At 69.6% G+C, this 15,195-nt stretch carries 13 protein-coding genes and 1 pseudogene; 2 read left to right on the forward strand and 12 right to left on the reverse strand.

The genetic code is table 11. The features are described from left to right. Together ACFVYE_RS37130 and ACFVYE_RS37135 are read left to right on the forward strand one after the other, a co-directional pair. Positions 1 to 949: pseudogene (locus ACFVYE_RS37130) on the forward strand (hypothetical protein); the annotation flags it as partial. Then, positions 946 to 2,397 carry a hypothetical protein gene (locus tag ACFVYE_RS37135; RefSeq protein WP_389608400.1) on the forward strand — a complete coding sequence of 484 codons (1,452 nt, stop codon included), beginning with the start codon at positions 946 to 948 and terminating at the stop codon, positions 2,395 to 2,397. The pseudogene ACFVYE_RS37130 and the gene ACFVYE_RS37135, both read left to right, overlap by 4 nt. A gap of 410 nt (positions 2,398 to 2,807) precedes the next feature. Here ACFVYE_RS37135 and ACFVYE_RS37140 read toward each other — a convergent pair whose 3' ends face one another. From ACFVYE_RS37140 to ACFVYE_RS37195, 12 genes are all read right to left on the reverse strand, one after another. Further along, a complete protein-coding gene (locus ACFVYE_RS37140; RefSeq protein WP_389608401.1) occupies positions 2,808 to 3,068 on the reverse strand; it encodes a hypothetical protein in 261 nt (86 codons plus the stop codon). A gap of 30 nt (positions 3,069 to 3,098) precedes the next feature. Then, positions 3,099 to 4,028 (reverse strand): hypothetical protein, encoded by a 930-nt coding sequence (locus ACFVYE_RS37145; RefSeq protein WP_389608402.1) that lies wholly within the window; start codon positions 4,026 to 4,028, stop codon positions 3,099 to 3,101. Between the two features lie 883 nt (positions 4,029 to 4,911). Further along, on the reverse strand, positions 4,912 to 5,178 hold the full coding sequence (locus tag ACFVYE_RS37150) for a hypothetical protein (RefSeq protein WP_389608403.1): 267 nt from the start codon (positions 5,176 to 5,178) through the stop codon (positions 4,912 to 4,914). A 546-nt stretch (positions 5,179 to 5,724) separates the two neighbouring features. Beyond that, entirely contained in the window at positions 5,725 to 6,102 is a 378-nt protein-coding gene (locus ACFVYE_RS37155; protein WP_389608404.1) for a hypothetical protein, read from the reverse strand. A gap of 20 nt (positions 6,103 to 6,122) precedes the next feature. Then, the gene (locus tag ACFVYE_RS37160) at positions 6,123 to 7,613 is read right to left on the reverse strand and encodes a hypothetical protein (RefSeq protein ID WP_389608405.1); all 1,491 of its coding nucleotides are present in this window, start codon (positions 7,611 to 7,613) and stop codon (positions 6,123 to 6,125) included. 37 nt (positions 7,614 to 7,650) lie between these two features. Beyond that, positions 7,651 to 8,277 (reverse strand): hypothetical protein, encoded by a 627-nt coding sequence (locus tag ACFVYE_RS37165; protein ID WP_389608406.1) that lies wholly within the window; start codon positions 8,275 to 8,277, stop codon positions 7,651 to 7,653. Between the two features lie 83 nt (positions 8,278 to 8,360). After that, positions 8,361 to 9,890, reverse strand: a complete 1,530-nt coding sequence (locus ACFVYE_RS37170; protein WP_389608407.1) for a ParB/RepB/Spo0J family partition protein — start codon at positions 9,888 to 9,890, stop codon at positions 8,361 to 8,363. A gap of 109 nt (positions 9,891 to 9,999) precedes the next feature. Further along, on the reverse strand, positions 10,000 to 10,458 hold the full coding sequence (locus ACFVYE_RS37175; protein ID WP_389608408.1) for a hypothetical protein: 459 nt from the start codon (positions 10,456 to 10,458) through the stop codon (positions 10,000 to 10,002). Between the two features lie 40 nt (positions 10,459 to 10,498). After that, positions 10,499 to 10,738 (reverse strand): hypothetical protein, encoded by a 240-nt coding sequence (locus ACFVYE_RS37180; protein WP_389608409.1) that lies wholly within the window; start codon positions 10,736 to 10,738, stop codon positions 10,499 to 10,501. A gap of 532 nt (positions 10,739 to 11,270) precedes the next feature. Further along, entirely contained in the window at positions 11,271 to 12,422 is a 1,152-nt protein-coding gene (locus ACFVYE_RS37185) for a hypothetical protein (RefSeq protein WP_389608410.1), read from the reverse strand. 121 nt (positions 12,423 to 12,543) lie between these two features. Further along, complete coding sequence (locus ACFVYE_RS37190) at positions 12,544 to 13,185, reverse strand: hypothetical protein (RefSeq protein ID WP_389608411.1); 642 nt, start codon at positions 13,183 to 13,185, stop codon at positions 12,544 to 12,546. A gap of 119 nt (positions 13,186 to 13,304) precedes the next feature. Continuing rightward, positions 13,305 to 14,210, reverse strand: a complete 906-nt coding sequence (locus ACFVYE_RS37195; RefSeq protein ID WP_389608412.1) for a hypothetical protein — start codon at positions 14,208 to 14,210, stop codon at positions 13,305 to 13,307. Between the last annotated feature and the right edge of the window lie 985 nt (positions 14,211 to 15,195).

Raw genomic sequence — 15,195 nt, forward strand, 5'->3', positions numbered from 1 at the left:
CGGGTACGTCAGTACGCACCGGGACGGCTGGCAGGTCACCCTCGCCGAACTGGTACGCCGCGGCCGCGAGGGCGTCGACGCTGTCACCACGGGGCTCCACCAGCTGGAGCGGCACGGATTCCTCTACCGCACCCGCGAGCGGAACCCCAACGGCACGCTCGGCCAGGCGCTGTACTTCATCACCGACCTGCCCGCCCTGCAAAACCCCAGCTCACAACCAGAGTCGGGTTTCCCAGGATTGGCTGAGCCTACGTTGGCTGATCCCGGCACTAAGAACACCAACAGAAAGAAGACCAACAAGCAGAACACCAGACCCCTCCGTCCGTGCCTCGGCGAAGCGGCGCGAGCGCCAGGACAGACAGAGCAGCCGCACACGCCGACGTCCCCGCCGGCAGCGCCCGCGGCGGATGAGATGCACCCAGGGATCCAACTGCTGCTCGAACTCGGGGCGGCTCGCCCCGAGCTGCTGCTGACCGGGAAGGCACTGACCGACCAAGGCCGCGTCACGGCCGTGATGCTGGAAGCCGGCTGGAGCCGCGAGCAACTGCAGCACGTCATCGCCGCCCGGCCCCTGCCCCACCCAGTGCGCACCACAGTCGGCGCGATCATCGCCGCCCGCCTCCGCGCCGCCCAGGCCTACCCCCCGCCCGCCACCGCCGCCGACCACCACGACGAGCCCGCGTGGGACGACCCGGCGCCGCGGCCGACCAGCTCCGCCGCCGCCCACACCGTGAGCGAGGCCCTCACCTACCGAGCCCTCGTCGAATGCGCAGGCTGCGGCGTGCCCGGCACCGCCCCCGGCGAGGACCTCTGCCCGGCCTGCCTCGGCTGGCCGCCGTGCCGCACCTGCCCGGGCCCCACACCCCGCCGCGCCCAGCCCGACGGCGACGGCCGCTGCACCACGTGCGCCTCCGCCGTGACCGACCCGATGGAAGGAAGCACCCCGTGACGGACACCCTCCATACCCCGCCGCCGACCGCGGCCGCGGATCACGAGCGCCCCTTCGCCCGTGACCTGGGGCGGTGGGAGAAGGAACGCACCCGCGCCCTGCGCACCGGCCACGTCCGCGACCACACCTGCTCGGCCGCCTGCGAACTCGTGCGCGTCCACGAACGCACCGCCTGGGGCTGGCTCGCCTGGACCGTCCCCGGCGACGGCAGCCCGTCAGAGATCCCCCATCAGATCGGGGTGCTCACCCCGGCCGCGACCCGCAGGCAGCGCCTGGCACTGCTCTGGCTGACCAGGCGCCCCGCACAACGCCTCGCCCTGGACAACGTCCCCGGATCCCTGCGGCTCTCCGCCGCTGTCGCCGCCCTCATCAGCGTGATGGTCGGCCTGTTCGCCATCGGCCGCGGCGTCCCCGCGGATGTCGCGCTGCCGGCGGTGCTGCTCGCCCCGCTGCTCGCCGAGCACCTGCCCGACCGGATGGACGCCCGGGCCCGCGAACACGTCCATATCGTCGAAGGCGACGGCCCGTGCCGCTACCTGCAGCGCCTCGCCACCCTGCACACCTCGCTCGTCCAGGCCGCCACCGGCAGCGACCGCTACGAGCTGCGCCGCTCGGCTGAGCTCGGCCACAACCTCCTGTGGGAGGCCGCCGGCCTGCTCCAGGCCCAGGACACCCGCTCCGCCTCAGCCAGCCTCATCGCCCACGAAGGGCTGTTGCTCCAACTTGCCCACCAGGTCGCCCAGATCATCCAGCGTCCCGCCCCCGAGCACCGAGCAGCCGACACGGACCAGACCAGTGAGCCCGGGCCGCTCCTGGGCCCGTACCCGCCGGGCGTCCGGCCGACAACATCCCCGGCACCTCACCGCGCCCCCGGCACCTCGCCCTTGGAAGGAACCCTCCTCATGCCCCAGCCCGAATCGAGCCCGGTCCGCACCCAGGACGTGTACCTGCTCTTCGCACACGAGCCGTACTACCCCGGCCCCGGAACCCAGGAGATCAACACCACCGTCGTTGCCGCCGACTCGCTGCTCCACCCCCAGGTGCGCCAGCCCGACGGCGCCCGGATCCACGACCTCCTCACCCAAGGACGGCAGCAGGGCGAGATCATCCCGCTGTCCACCCTCACCCACGAACTCAACGGCGGCGCCGACTGGCCAGCCGTCGGCGACTGGGAGCGCGTCATCACCGACCTGGTGCGGCTCGTCTACTCCGGGGACTGCGATGCCCTCAGCCTCGGACTGCCCGAGATCGCGCGCGCCCTCGTCTGCACCGGTCCGGACAGCCACGTGCGCGCCTTCGACGCCGCAGCCGACGAGTTCATCGACTACGGGCCTGCGGCGAGGGCCGCCGCGCTGGCGGAAGTCGGCGCGCTCCTGAACTGCCTCGTGGCCGAACAGACCCTCTGGCCCGGCGATGGCCTGCTGCCCCCGCTCGTCGCGCACCCGTGAGTGGTCGACGCCGTGGGGCAGGCCGAGAGAGAAGACGCGGACGGCGGCTGATCCTTCCTTCTTGCCCCGCCCGGACGGCTCGGCATCCCACGGGAACGCGCCGATCGAGAGGGAAAGAGGCGTGGTGAGCTCCCGTACCAGGACGGAGCCGAGCATCGGGTCCGCGGTGATAGGGATGCGCGCGGTGACCACGTCGGTCTTCTTCATCTGTGCGTACGGCAAAGGGCGCGCGTGGTACCGGCCCAGGAGCTCTTCCACGGCAGAGCCGGCGGTCCGCCGGGCGCAGTGATCGTTCTGCCGGCGGGCGGGAGGATCCTCGCCTGAGCTGTGCGGCGGCGCGGCGCGGCGTGTGGGAGCGAGGCACCGGCTTTTCGGGCGGCGCATCGCGGGTCATGGGCAAGCTCCGTCGGCTACAGCGCGGGCAGCGGGTCGGTGTAGTCGTCGACGCCAAGGAGGAGCACGTGGTGTCCGACGGCCTCCACGGTGCCGTTGGTGACCTTCTCGACGTCGAGGCGCAGCCGGACGCGTCCCGCGCCTTCGCCGTTGGCCGCGAGGTCGTGTTCCAGCTCGGCGTCGAGGAGGTCCAGGGCGGCCTCGGCCGCGGCGTAGTCGGCCAGATCGCGGGCGAGGACCTGGCGGGTGGCGGTGTCGCGAAGCTGATAGCTGGCCATCGGGGATCGTCCTCCGGCTGGTCGGGGTGATCAGGTAGTGGGGTCGGTGAGCCTGCGTGCCACGTTCACCGCGCGGGACCAGACGTCGGGGCTGCCGCCGTGCTCGCGGGCGAGGGAAGCGGCAAGCCCTCGGACATCGCCGCGCTCGCGCAGAGCGGCCAGGGCGATGACCGCCCGCCGGTCGGCCTCCGAGCGAGCCGGCGCGGCCGCGGTGCGGTGCTCAAGTGCATTGCGGACGACGTACTCCCAGGACCTCTGCGGACCGCCGTACTGCACGCTGAGCTCCGCGGCCAGACCCGGGTGGTAGCCGTCGCGCTCGATCGCCTCGGCGGCGTACTGCTTGGCGAGCTGCGTGGCGGTGAGCGGCTCACCGCCGGCACGGGCGCTCAGCTCGGCCGCGAGAACCTCCTCGAGGGCCGAAGGCCGACCGACGGGCGCCTCGTCCTGCGGCCCGGGACGGCGGCCGGCCTTGCCGAGCTTGTCCCCGGTGCGCTTCCGGTCGAAGTCCTGCAGGTCGCCGACACGGAAGCCGGGGATCATCCGGCCGGTGGGCCCCTCGACCTCGCCGACGGAGTCCGGGAAGTAGTCAGGGTTGTCCCGCCGGTACTTACGGATCACCGAGGGCCCTTTGAAGTTCAGCAGCGCGGAGGCCTTGTTGATGGAGACGATGTCCCCGGGGTTGAGCTCGTACAGCTCGGGGTCGGCCTTGAGGACCTTGCTCGCCTTGTCCTGCTGGAACCAGGTGTAGAAGGCGCGGAACTGCTCCTCGTCGTAGAAGTCGGCCCCGTCGGTGCGCTCCTTCTCCGGGTGACGGTGCTCCTTGGGCTGCTCGTCGCGCACCTTGTACCAGCGGGCCGCGGTGCCGACGCTCGCGCCGGTGAACTCGCGGATCCAGTCGCGGTTGACCACGGCACGGCCACCGATGACGCGACGCTGCGGGTTCAGGGGCTTGGTGGACATTGCACTCTCCGGTCCGGTCCGCGGCCCTATACTGAGGGCCTGCTCCTCTTGTTCCTCCGGCGCTCACGTGCCGGAGGCGAGATGGGTTGGTGAAGGTGGTCGGCGGGACGTTCGGCCGGGGTTGCCGCCCTGGGTCGACACCCTCTTGAGAGGGTGCCTTCCGCCGCCCACCATTTTTTACCGCTGTTTCGCGTAATCAATATGACGCTCTTGATGGGTGGCTGTCAATCTCGCCGGCGCACACCCCGCCACGCGCGGCACCTGCTTGTTCTGTACGTGATAGGGAGCGGTCACCATCAGCTCCTCCACCGTCGGCAGCTCCGACTCTCTGCGTCGCATCCACGTCCGAACCCGCCCGTAGCGCTCGTCCACCTCGACGGGGTAGCCGTGCCGCTCCGAGACGGTGCGCAGCCTCCGGCCCACAGCAGACGCGCGGCCCACGTGGACCCGCTCTGCCGAGCGCATCGGCCGCCCGCGCCGGGTGGGGTCCGCCTTCGAGACCGGCAGGATGCGCCGCACGTGGTACAGCGCCCACGGGCAGGTGAGCTCCTCCTCGAAGGCGGCGAGGGCGGGCCGGTCCTCGCCGCGGCCGGGGTCGAACTGCTCCAGCAGGCTCCGGCGGCTGAACAGCTTCGCCTGCGGGTTGAGGCTGACTCTGCGTCCGCCCCTTCGACCGGGCTGAACAGTGAGGGGGCGTCAGTGCATCTCCCTGCGTCTGCTCACAGGTGAGGCTCCTTGAAGCCCGACCGCGAAGACGTTGAACTCCTGCTTAGACCCATCAGCTTCCGAATCTTCTCCATCGCACGGTCGCTGCGGAGCAAGAGCGCGATTGCCGTGGTCGCGGTGGAAACAAGGGGGGCGAGCGTTACAAACCAATCTTTCATCACGCTGTCTCCTCTGCCGCAGCGGCCTTCGCGCACATCAAGGTGCACAGCCCAGATCCAGCAACAGCCACAAGGAACGCGATCAGTGACTGCTGGCCGACGACCTCTTTGATCTTGTTCTCGTCATCGGAGGAAGGCGAGAGGATGGCTGCGAACACCATGATGATCAGGTTATTCACCGTTACCAACACCAAGGCTGCGGAGGCCTTCTTCATCAACTGCATCAGGGCTTCGCCGACGGAAGCGATGACCAGCGACATGGCCATGGGATAGAGCTGAGCCTCGCTGCACCACTCCCAAAAGCTGCGATGCGGAGTGCCAGCGGTCTGCCTGCTATGTAGGAATGCGCTGATCGTGGGTGCCAGCCCGACGAGCACTGAGAGGACGAGCCAGATGGTGAACCGAAGCCAGACCATCTGCTTGGCATGCTGACGCTGAGCGTCCGGGTCTGCTCCTGGGGCCGCTGCGGTTACAGCGCCCCCAGCGGCAGGGGCGCCACCTTCACCCCCGGGAGGTGCCATTGAGGTCGTTGTCATCCACAACTCCGCTGAACGAGTGACTGGTCAACCTCATGTCTACCGGAAGCCACTGACAACCACGTTGCTCTCAACCCGAGTTGTGAGCCAAGGAACTGGTCGATGGCTTGGACGAGGAAGGAAGAGAGTGGTCAACGTCGCCGCAACCCCTAACCCCCCGGCCACCTGAAGACTCACGGGGGCGCGGAAGAGGCCCTGCGGTCCGGCCCAGACGAGCTGGCCGATCCCGTCGCGGAACTGGCGCAGCTCGCGGACGAAGGCGTACGGGCCGATCGTCTAGCCGCCGTGGTTGTCGAGTTCGGAGAAGGCGCCCGAGTCGTATACCCACGCCTCGGCGGCGCGCGGCAGGGACGCCCGGCTTGTCAGCGCGGAGCGCGAGACGCACATCGGCACGCCCCAGGTGGACAGCGACTTGGCGTGATGTCCGCCGAGCCAGAACATCGGGCCCTCGGCAGGTGAGTCGCCCGGGTGGAATCCGAGGCCGTACTCGCAGTGACAGACACAGCTGCCCATCGTGCAGAACCCGCAGTCCAGGCACTGATCGTGGTAGCAGTGTCCGCAGGCGTAGCGGACGGCGGGCGTACAGGTGCACGTCTCGGGATCCGCCGGTGGGGCGAAGTGCTGAGCGACGCAGAGGCCGCGGTGGGAGCGCATGGGCGCGGTCGGCGACGGCGTCAGGTGCCCGGGCTGGGCGGGTCGCCGCGGCCCCAGGGCTCCAGGACGGACCACGGCTCGGTTGCTCCCCGTCGGCGTTCGCGGCGCGCGGCGAGCAGCAGGTCGAGGATCCGCCGGCCTTTGGTCTCGGCCTGGTGGCGCAGCGCGGCGGGGATCCGGTCGGGGAGCGTCACCCGCCGCGCCCGCAGGTCGATCTCCAGCGTGACGGTGCGGACCAGAGTCCTCGCCTGGCGCTCGCCGACGTAGAGACGCAGGCGGGCTTCGACCCGGTGGTCAACGGGGGTGAGCTGTACGTACTCGTTGCTCCAGGAGAAGTTCTCGACGTCGGGGGAGATCCGCACCGGGGCGGGGATCGTGCGCCCGGTGGGCACCTCGCGGTCGTTGAGCGGGTAGGCGGGGTCCTTCTCCCTCCGCGTCACGTGTTTGTGGAACGGGTACCAGCCAGGCCCGTACAGGACGGATTGGGCGGCCAGGACGTATCCCCACTCGCCGAGATCCAGCTTCACGCCGTACTGGTACGGCTCGTCCTCGGCGGCGACGTAGAGGGCCAGGCCAGAGGCGTTGTGAGGGGAGCCGGACGGCGGGCGGTCGGGTGCCGTGGGCGGGTCGGCGGGGGCGAACGTCGTGCGGGTGTTCCCTACCTCGTCCGCGCCCGGGACGCTGGTGGATACGCAGGTGCGGACCAGACGGGCAACGGCGCGCTCCCGCCGCGTGATCCGCAGGGCGACGGCCGAGCCCTCGATGGAGATCAGTTCCTGGAAGTCCCAGTCGGACCGGGCGGCCTGCAGGTCGTTCCCGACGTCGCGCAGAGCGCGGGAGACGCTGCGGCCCAAGGGGTCTTCCGGGTCCGGGCGCCTGCTGCTGGTCAGGATGAGGGCGGCGTCGGGGTGGTACTGGTCGGAGACGACCCGCCACGGCCCGGGCGGAAGCAGGGCGGCTACTTCGCCGGCGAGCTGCTCGGCGTCGGTCAGTTCGCCCAGGACGGCGGCGGTGAGGCGGGCGGTGGACGGTGCGTCCCACGGACCCTCCAGGATGAGGCTGATCCCGCTGGCCGGGCTGCCCAGGGTGACGCTGAGCCGCTTACCGTTCAGCCACGCCTCCGCGGGCCCGAACCGAACGAACAGCCCCGGCTCGCCGGGCCGTTGGAAGGATGTGCCGGTGGTGAGCAGGCGGGCAACGGCCTGCGGGGACGGGTGCGCGTCGCGGGCGTCGGGCAGGGCGGGGGCGTAGCGGGTGACCGCGTCGAGGACGCGCGTCATGGCGGGCATCGGGGTGACCGGGCTGAAGCGCACGGTGCAGATCCGCGCGTTGCCAGTGGGCGACGGCGCGGCCAGCGCGGCCCTCACCGGTCCGTGGAGCTCGCGGGTTCGCAGAGTCAGCCGGTAGCCGCCGGGCAGGTCGGCGCTGGATCGGTCCCGGCCGCGCATGGTGTGCTCGACGACGGTGTCGGAGATGGCGTAGGTCGGCGAGGCGGGCTCGAACTCGTACATGGCGCAGGCCTCCACAGGCGGCGGTGAGTGGTGCTGGTCAGCGGGTGATGCGGGCCCGGGCCTTCTCGGCCTGGACGTGGACGGCGTCGGCGTGCGCGGCGGCGCGGACCTTGTCGGCCCAGTCGGCCGCGCGCTGCGCCAGGTCGGCGAGGCACACGAAGGTGGCGTCCTGGTGCCGGCGGGCACGGTCCATGAGCCGGGCGTGCTCGGCGGTCAGTTCCTCGGCGGCGTACGCGGCGATCGCCTCGGCGCCGTGGCGGCGGGTGACGCGGCCGAAGGGGCAGGCGCCCTCCTCCTGCTCGATGACGGCGAGGTCGGCGGCGGGCCAGCCGGTCTCCTCGTCGCGCGGGCCGAGCTGGATGTCGAGCACGCACACCGCGTCTGGGTCGTGCAGGCCGTTGTCCTGGTAGCGGCGGTGCGGTCGGGGCACCGGGCCGCCCGTCTGGCGTTCGGTGTGCGCACGCCAGAGTTCGGGGGAGGGGTCCTCCTCGTCCCGATGGAGGCGGTGAAGGTAGGCGACCAGCGCGGGCACCTGCCAGGCGGCGGAGCCGAAGGGCGCGGCCGGCATCGTGAGCCCGGTCCGGGCGATGAGTCCCGTGTGGTTGCTGACGGCGGCCTGGGCGACGAACAGACCGGTGGTGAGACGGAGTTCGGAGCGGAGCATGGCGAAGCCTTCCGGGCGGGCGGCACGCAGAGAGAGGGGGAGGGGGCCCGGGCCGGGCCGAGTGGTCCGGCCCGGGCCGCAGGTCAGGACGCGTCCTCGGAGTTCTCGGCGCTCGCGCCGTCCGGGGTGTCCTCGTCGGCCGCGTCCGGCTCGTGCTCCTGGAAGGGCTCGTCCTCGACCACGGCCTGTTCGACGCCGGAGAGCGGGTAGCCGATCTCGGCGAGGAACGTCAGCCACGTGCGGGCGTCCGAGCGGATCTCGCGCAGCTCGTACACGGAGGACTGCGCGCTGCGGTCGGTGCGCCAGGTCCGGACCTCGTTCATCCGCTTCTCGAACGTCGCGGCCAGCACCGCGAAGTTGAGCAGGGTGAGCTTGGCCGGGGTCGCCGTCTTGGCGCGCTCTGCGGGCTGGTCGTAGCCGGTCAGCTCCTTGATGAGGTTGCGGCGGCCGACGTCTCCCGACCACTGGGCCACCGGCTTGGGGCAGGCAAGCCACTGCTCGGTGATGAACGCGGCGAGCGGCTTCGGCGTGGTCTTGCGGCCGATCAGGTCCTTGAGCCACGCCTGCCGGGCCTTCTCGGCGGCGCGGTAGGCCTTGTTGCCCGCCTTGACGTACTCGCGCGAAGGCTCCGGCGGTTTGATCTCCGCCGCTGTCTCGGCCTGCTGCTCGGCACCGTCGCTGTCCGTCTCCTGGTCGTCCTCCTGGGGCGGGCGGTGGCCGAAGCGGTCCGGGTCGGTGCAGAAGTAGTCCACCTCGCCGGGCTCGCGGGGGTTCTCGGCCCAGGTCGCCACGTGGCCGGGGCACGCGGTGTGCGCCGCGGCGCTCATGGGCTCGCCGTCCGGGCCGTCAAGCTCGGCGAGCGGCTCGGCGGTCGGCGGAAGGGTGTCGGAGTCCTCGGCCAGCCGTACCCCGGCCTCCTTCAGCTGCGGGCGGGCTGTGGCGCGGGCCTGCTGTTCCTCCCGGTCGTCGCGCTCCCACTGCGCCTGGAACTCGAAGCGGCCCTTACGGTAGGCCTCCAGCAGCCGGTCTACAGCGTCGCCGTCCTCGTCGAACTCGCCCAGGACGCCGAGCACTTCGAGATCGAGGTCATACGTCCCGGCCTCGGCGAGGACCGAACGGGTCCGCTCGCCGACCGTCTTGGCGGTCTTGACCGCGCGGGAGACCTGGGTACGGGTCCGGCCGGTGAGTTCGGCGACCCTCGCCTGCTTCATGCCCTCGCCGACCGCACCGAACAGGGCGTCGGCCTGCTCCAGCTCGGTCAGGCCACGGCGGTAGTCGTCGTCGTTCTCGATGAGCTGGTCGATGAAGTCCTCGCCCGCCTCGCGCAGCGAGGGGTTGAGCACGTACGCGGGGACCTCGACCGTGTCTTGCTCCTCCTCAGTCTCCTTGGTGGTCCGGGCGGCGAAGTAGCGCCGGTGGCCCATCTTCAGCTCGTACGTGTCCTCGCCGAGCGGGAGGACCACGACGGGGACCTTCACGCCGTTGGCTGCAACCGACTTGAGGAACTTCTCGTCGAGGTTGAGTTCCTGGCGGACGTTGCGCTCGTTGACGCGGATCTGGCCGAGCCGCAGGGTGACCCGCTGCATCGGTGTCGTTGTTGCGGTGTCGCTCACGCGTGCTCCTGGTGCGATCGGTTGCCGCTTGCCCATGAAATCAATTATACGCCTTTGTGGCTGTGGGGCAACACCTTTTTTCCTGGGGGATATCGGGCAAACATGCTGGTCAGGGCCGCCGCGCTGCCTGGGCGCGCCGCAGGGCGGTGAAGAACGGCGCATGGTGCGCGACGTGGTCCGCCGGGAGGGGTGAGGCGCTGTCCTGCGCCATGGTCAGGGCGTCGAGTACCTCGGTCAGTTTCACGAGGGGGGAGCCGTAGGAGTCGCACACGCCCTCGTAGGTGCCGATCCCGGGAAGGTGCGCCACGTAGCGGCCGGCGTGCTGGAAAACGGGGTCCTGCCACAGCTCGAACGCTGTGCCGGGGGCTTTCGTGAGCAGGTGCACGGCGAGGTCGTACGCGGAGCCGACCGGGACTTCCTCGGTCAGGTAGCGCATCCCGAGCACGATGTCGCTGCTGGAGTCGTCGTACGGCTCAAGGCAGTTGTCGTCGATGCCAAGCTGCACGGCGGCCTGGTCCTCGGCGGGCATGGCATAGACGTAGAGCTGGAGCGCGGAACGGTCGGACACGGGGGTTTCCTTCGGACGGGCGCGGGTGCGCAGGGGGCGGTCAGATCTCGGTCACCGTCACGGGCGGCAGGCCCGTGTGGGCGGCCCACGCTTCGGCGGCGCCGTGCAGGGTGCGAAAGCCCTTCGGCCGGATGGGGTTGCGGGCCTTCTCCGTCGCGTAGACGTAGGTGAACACCTGCGATCCCAGGCCGTGAGAGTTCTGCAGGCGGCCGGTCAGATGGGGGTGGTCAGGGCACCAGATGCGGTAGCGGCCCAAGGCGTCGAGTCCGTCACGGAACACGTCGCCGTGCTCCAGGTGGACGGCGACCGGCTCAGGCCGGGGCGGCCCGTACACCTGCCTTGGTCGGCAGGGTCACGAATCCGGCTTCGTGGAGGTGGGCGGCGATGTCGGCGTGCACCCGTAGCCAGGTGTCGCGGGTCGGGCCGGGACGTGGTGTCCCACCCGCTTGCCGTCGCTGCCTCGACCAGCGTCCGCACGTTCTTGGGCAGCGCGGCCATTTCGTTCGGCGACGGTGCGGCGGGCGGGGCCGCGGAGACGTCTCCGGTCGGTTCGGGCTCCTGCGAGGCAGCGGCGACGGTCGGGGCGGGTTCGGGGTGGGCCCGTTGGCCGTCGGGTCGGTCAGCCTCTGCGCACTTCTTGCAGGTCACCGCGAGGGGACGGCCGCTAGTCAGTGACTCGATGGCAAGCGGGCCCTTGATGCCGCATTTGGTGCGTGCGTTGCTGATGTCCGAGTATGACCATCCGGGCTGGATATCGTGCGTTGCGCCGTTGTGTGTGAGCCGCGCAGCGAATTCGGCCTCGTGTGCCACGATCACGCCTCCTTGCGCGCGGAGAGCGGGGGAGCAGACGTGGCGGTGTCGTCCCGGGGCCCGTCTGGTGGGGGGAGGGTGTCCGCAGCGTCCATGGCCGTGATGTTCACCCGGCGGACAACATTGCCGTGCGACCACTCACCCGCGACCTGGTACCCGCGTGCGGTGATCAGGTCGGCGATGCGATCCAGGGGGACGGCGCTGGGGCTGGGGTAGTGGCACCCCTCGTCATTCCATACCGTGGTGCCCTCCCACGGTCGGCCGGGGTGACGCTGCCCGCAACCGCAATCCAGGCGGAGCGCTGCGCCGTTCATCCGGGTGTGCGTGAGCACCGCGTAGCGGGCGGTCATGGTGCACGTGAGCGATCGCACCCACTGCTCATACGCCGAGCGGTACACCCCGAACGTCAGGATCTCGGACGAGATCACCCACCGGGCGAACGCGGCCCCTTCCTCGTCGGTGCGGCCCTCCGCCACGGCGTACGCGGCGAGATCTTTGAGGTAGGCGGCGTTCGATGTGAGGTAGTCGGAGGGGAGCACCGAAAGGACCGGCTGAGTGTCCGGGGCGGCGTCGTCGCCTTTGGGCGCCAGCAGGCAGTCAGCGCCGACGTAGTCGCGCCCGACGAACTGCGACGGGTACAGCTCTAGCGGGACGGTGGCCTTGATCCACGGACGCAGCATGACGGGGACATCACCCGCCGGGGCGGCGGCGATGGAAGCTGAGATGACCTCCGGCGTCACGGGGGATGCGTCCCGCTCGCCGTAGGCCGAAAGGACTGGCGCTGTGCGGGCAGTGGGCGCCTCGGCGGCCACCAGGTCCCCCAGGGCGCGCCATGCGATGCCCTGGGCGGCCTGCTGGCCGTTGCGGGCCAGGGTGGCGCCGTCCCAGCGATACCCCGGGGCGGTGAGCCTCCACACGCACCGCAGGACGGTTTCCCTGGGCTCCTGGCGGGCGGTGAGCAGCAGCGCGCAGTGCCCGGGCTGCGTCTCGACGGCGGCCGTCCATCCGGCCGCTTCCGCGCGGGCGGTGAGCTGGACCAGGTTGCGGGGCAGATCGGCGGTCGGGGCGGTGGGCGCCGGCACTTCGGCAGGGGTCGGGGCCGGCTCCTGGGCAGGGGTGCGGGTGCTGCTGGCGGGGGACGGGTTCGCGGTCATGTCGAGTCACTCCACTGTGAGTTGGTGCCGGGTGAGTTGCCGCTCACACCGGGAGGCAGGGCAGGGGGAGCCAGGGGCGTTCCCGCCGGGCCGGTCGCTTGACCGGCCCGGCGGGTGGTGCTCAGTTGCGGCGGTTCGGGGGCCGGTTGTCCGTGGGCGCGGTGCGGCTGGTGCTTGCGCTGCTCCCGTCCACCTCCGGGCGGGGCACTCGCTCGGCCTGCCGGTACTCAACGCCGGGTTCCGGGGCCAGCGGTGCGCCGGTTTCGGTGTCGACGGTGTACGCCTCCCGGATGTCGTCGGCGGTGAGCGGGCGAAGCCAGAAGTTCCGGACCTTCCAGCCGCGTACGAACTCCGACCCGTCGGGGGCGAAGGTACGCACGACCAGTGCGCCGGTGGCGCACCCGACCATGCCAGCCGCGATCACAGCGCACACCCGCATAGATGCGGCCTCGTTGATGATCAGGGCGTCACCCATCACGGTGAGTTCCTGGCCCTCGGTGACTTGGCCGTGCGGCGTGCTGGCGTTGGCCACCATATGGTGTGTCCCGTCGCCGAGAACGGCGTTAAGAAGGGACAGGTACGCGTCGGTTGCGCGGTCGAGCAACGATTGCGCCGTGTCGGCTGCGATGTGCATCGCCTCGTCCGTCACGGCTTCGCTGACGGGTGCGGGAGTCCACCGCATCGCGTCCATGCTGAGATCTTTGCTCGGCTCATCGTGCTGGCCTTCAAGGCTCTGCCGTACGTGGTCTTCGTACTCGCTCATCGTGTTCCTGCCTCGGGTTGGTGAGTTGGTGCCGAGTGAGTTGCCGCTCACTCACAGAATCAATAATACGCTCTGGTGGGGGTGATCTCAACCCACAATCACCCCCCGGACATGGCGAGTTACGACTCGACCAGCGTCACTGTCGTACGAAAGAACTGGTTCGGGGTAAGGCTGAACATGACCCGCTTGGTCTCGCCAGTGCTCTCGCGCCTGCCGTAAATTTCGACGCCGGTCAACTCGTTGTCCACGTAGAACATTTGCAACACCGTGCCTTCCCACACCTCCGGCCCTGAGGCGGCCAGGCTCCGGGTGGGGCGCCGCTCGATCCGCACCCGCTGCCCTTGGCTGATCGGTCCTGTGGCCATCATGGTGTCCCCTTTCTGTTGGTTGTGACTCCGGGAAGGTGGCTCGACCGCCGGTCGCCCCACCCTGGGCGCGTCACTGCGTCCCGCCTGCCCGCTGCTCCTCGGCGGCCGTGGACAGCTTGACCCCGTGGCGGTAGTGAACAGCTTGACCTCGTGGCGGTCGTGGTTGGCCCGTACGCGCGCGGCCACTTCGTCGGCGGACGGCAATCCGAATCCTCCGTTACGGGCGAACATGTCGTACGCCTCGCGCCATCCGCGCACCTGACACTCAACCGCGTTCCGCGACGCGCACGCGATCGTCAGGCCCCCGACGGTGACAGACAGTGCGCCGATCCCGTCTGGGCTCACTGCCGCGCTGCGGGCCCGGACCTTGGCGCGACGGGGCGCGCCGTCCAGAATCACAAACGAATTGATGGTGAGTTCGGGTTCACGCAATTCGCCCGCGTCGACCTGCTCGGGAAAAACCCTGTCGAGCATTTCGGCGGCCTCGCACCAGCCTTCCCACCAAACACGCGCGCCGGTAGGGTGCCTGAATTCAATGATGGCTGTCGGGATCTTGAGAAGGGGAATGATCGTCAGACCGATTGATGCATTGGTCTCGTGATCTCCAGCAATATGGATCGTGAGTCGGCTTGCCGCGTCAACGGTTTTCGCTTCCAAGGGGGCTCCTCGGGTTGGTGATTGAGTCCCAGTCAGGTTGCCGCTTGACTAGGAAATCAATAATACACTTTTGATGGGGTGGGAGGCACCCGAAACGCCGAACCCGCAACATCTCTTGCACCATCTCTTGCGGTTACTGCTGCACCTTCTCTTGCAACTTCTCTTGCGTGAGCCTCTCTGGGAGGGCCGACGTATCCGCAGGTCAACCGAGGTTTCCGCGCATGGTCTGCCTGCTGACATCCCCTCTGCTGCCGCTTACCCCTGCCCGAATGAGAAAAGAGGTGGGGGCGGGTGTGGGTGGTGCGGTGGCGTCGGGGATCGGGGTTGGGGGTTTGGGTTGCGCGTCGGCGGGGCCTCCGCCCCCGGGTGCTGGCGCATCCGGTTGGCGTGCGGCCGTGTTCTTCCCGCTGGGTCCGTGCTGCGTCACAGCGAGGGGGCGGGGTTTCCCGGTTGTCCAGGATCATCGGATCTCCTGTGCGCTGGTATCGGTCCCTGTGGCTTGGTCACTGCTTTTCTTTATGTGTTTTCCTCGTCGTGGTGAATTCTGTACGCGGTGGGTTATGTGGTCAGTTCCGTTGAGGGTCGGCCGGTGATCGTCTCCTTTGGTAGGGGGTGTATTTTCACAGTCTCTACCCTGCATCACGGAGTGATGCATCGGGCCGTCTGGTACGGTCTGCCGTTGGCGGTCCGGCCCCCATTCAGGGTCTACCGGGGGTGAGGTGTTGGTGTGTCAGAAGGCCTCGGCCTGTCACCTCACCAGTTCACTGACGGGCCGTAAGGCGCACCACCGTCACCCTGCCGCGTTGCCAGACCTCTTGAGCCTTCGCCACAAGAAGCCGGAGCGCACGCAACCTAGTTCAGACAAACTCCCGGTCCGTGCACGAATTCCGGAGGAATTCATAAACAATTCCGGAGGAATTGTTTAAACCCCGGAGGGGTTTATCGTCTTTACGACCCGTAGGGTCGTGCGTCGTTCCTCCGGAGG

The sequence above is a fragment of the Streptomyces sp. NPDC058239 genome (assembly GCF_042882185.1).
Classification (GTDB): domain Bacteria; phylum Actinomycetota; class Actinomycetes; order Streptomycetales; family Streptomycetaceae; genus Streptomyces.

Excerpts from the sequence above, each read along its gene's own strand:
- ACFVYE_RS37140 (WP_389608401.1), bottom strand. The coding sequence starts at position 3,068 with ATGGCCAGCTATCAGCTTCGCGACACCGCCACCCGCCAGGTCCTCGCC.
- ACFVYE_RS37145 (WP_389608402.1), bottom strand. The coding sequence starts at position 4,028 with ATGTCCACCAAGCCCCTGAACCCGCAGCGTCGCGTCATCGGTGGCCGT.
- ACFVYE_RS37150 (WP_389608403.1), bottom strand. The coding sequence starts at position 5,178 with ATGGCCATGTCGCTGGTCATCGCTTCCGTCGGCGAAGCCCTGATGCAG.
- ACFVYE_RS37155 (WP_389608404.1), bottom strand. The coding sequence starts at position 6,102 with ATGCGCTCCCACCGCGGCCTCTGCGTCGCTCAGCACTTCGCCCCACCG.
- ACFVYE_RS37160 (WP_389608405.1), bottom strand. The coding sequence starts at position 7,613 with ATGTACGAGTTCGAGCCCGCCTCGCCGACCTACGCCATCTCCGACACC.
- ACFVYE_RS37165 (WP_389608406.1), bottom strand. The coding sequence starts at position 8,277 with ATGCTCCGCTCCGAACTCCGTCTCACCACCGGTCTGTTCGTCGCCCAG.
- ACFVYE_RS37185 (WP_389608410.1), bottom strand. The coding sequence starts at position 12,422 with ATGACCGCGAACCCGTCCCCCGCCAGCAGCACCCGCACCCCTGCCCAG.
- ACFVYE_RS37190 (WP_389608411.1), bottom strand. The coding sequence starts at position 13,185 with ATGAGCGAGTACGAAGACCACGTACGGCAGAGCCTTGAAGGCCAGCAC.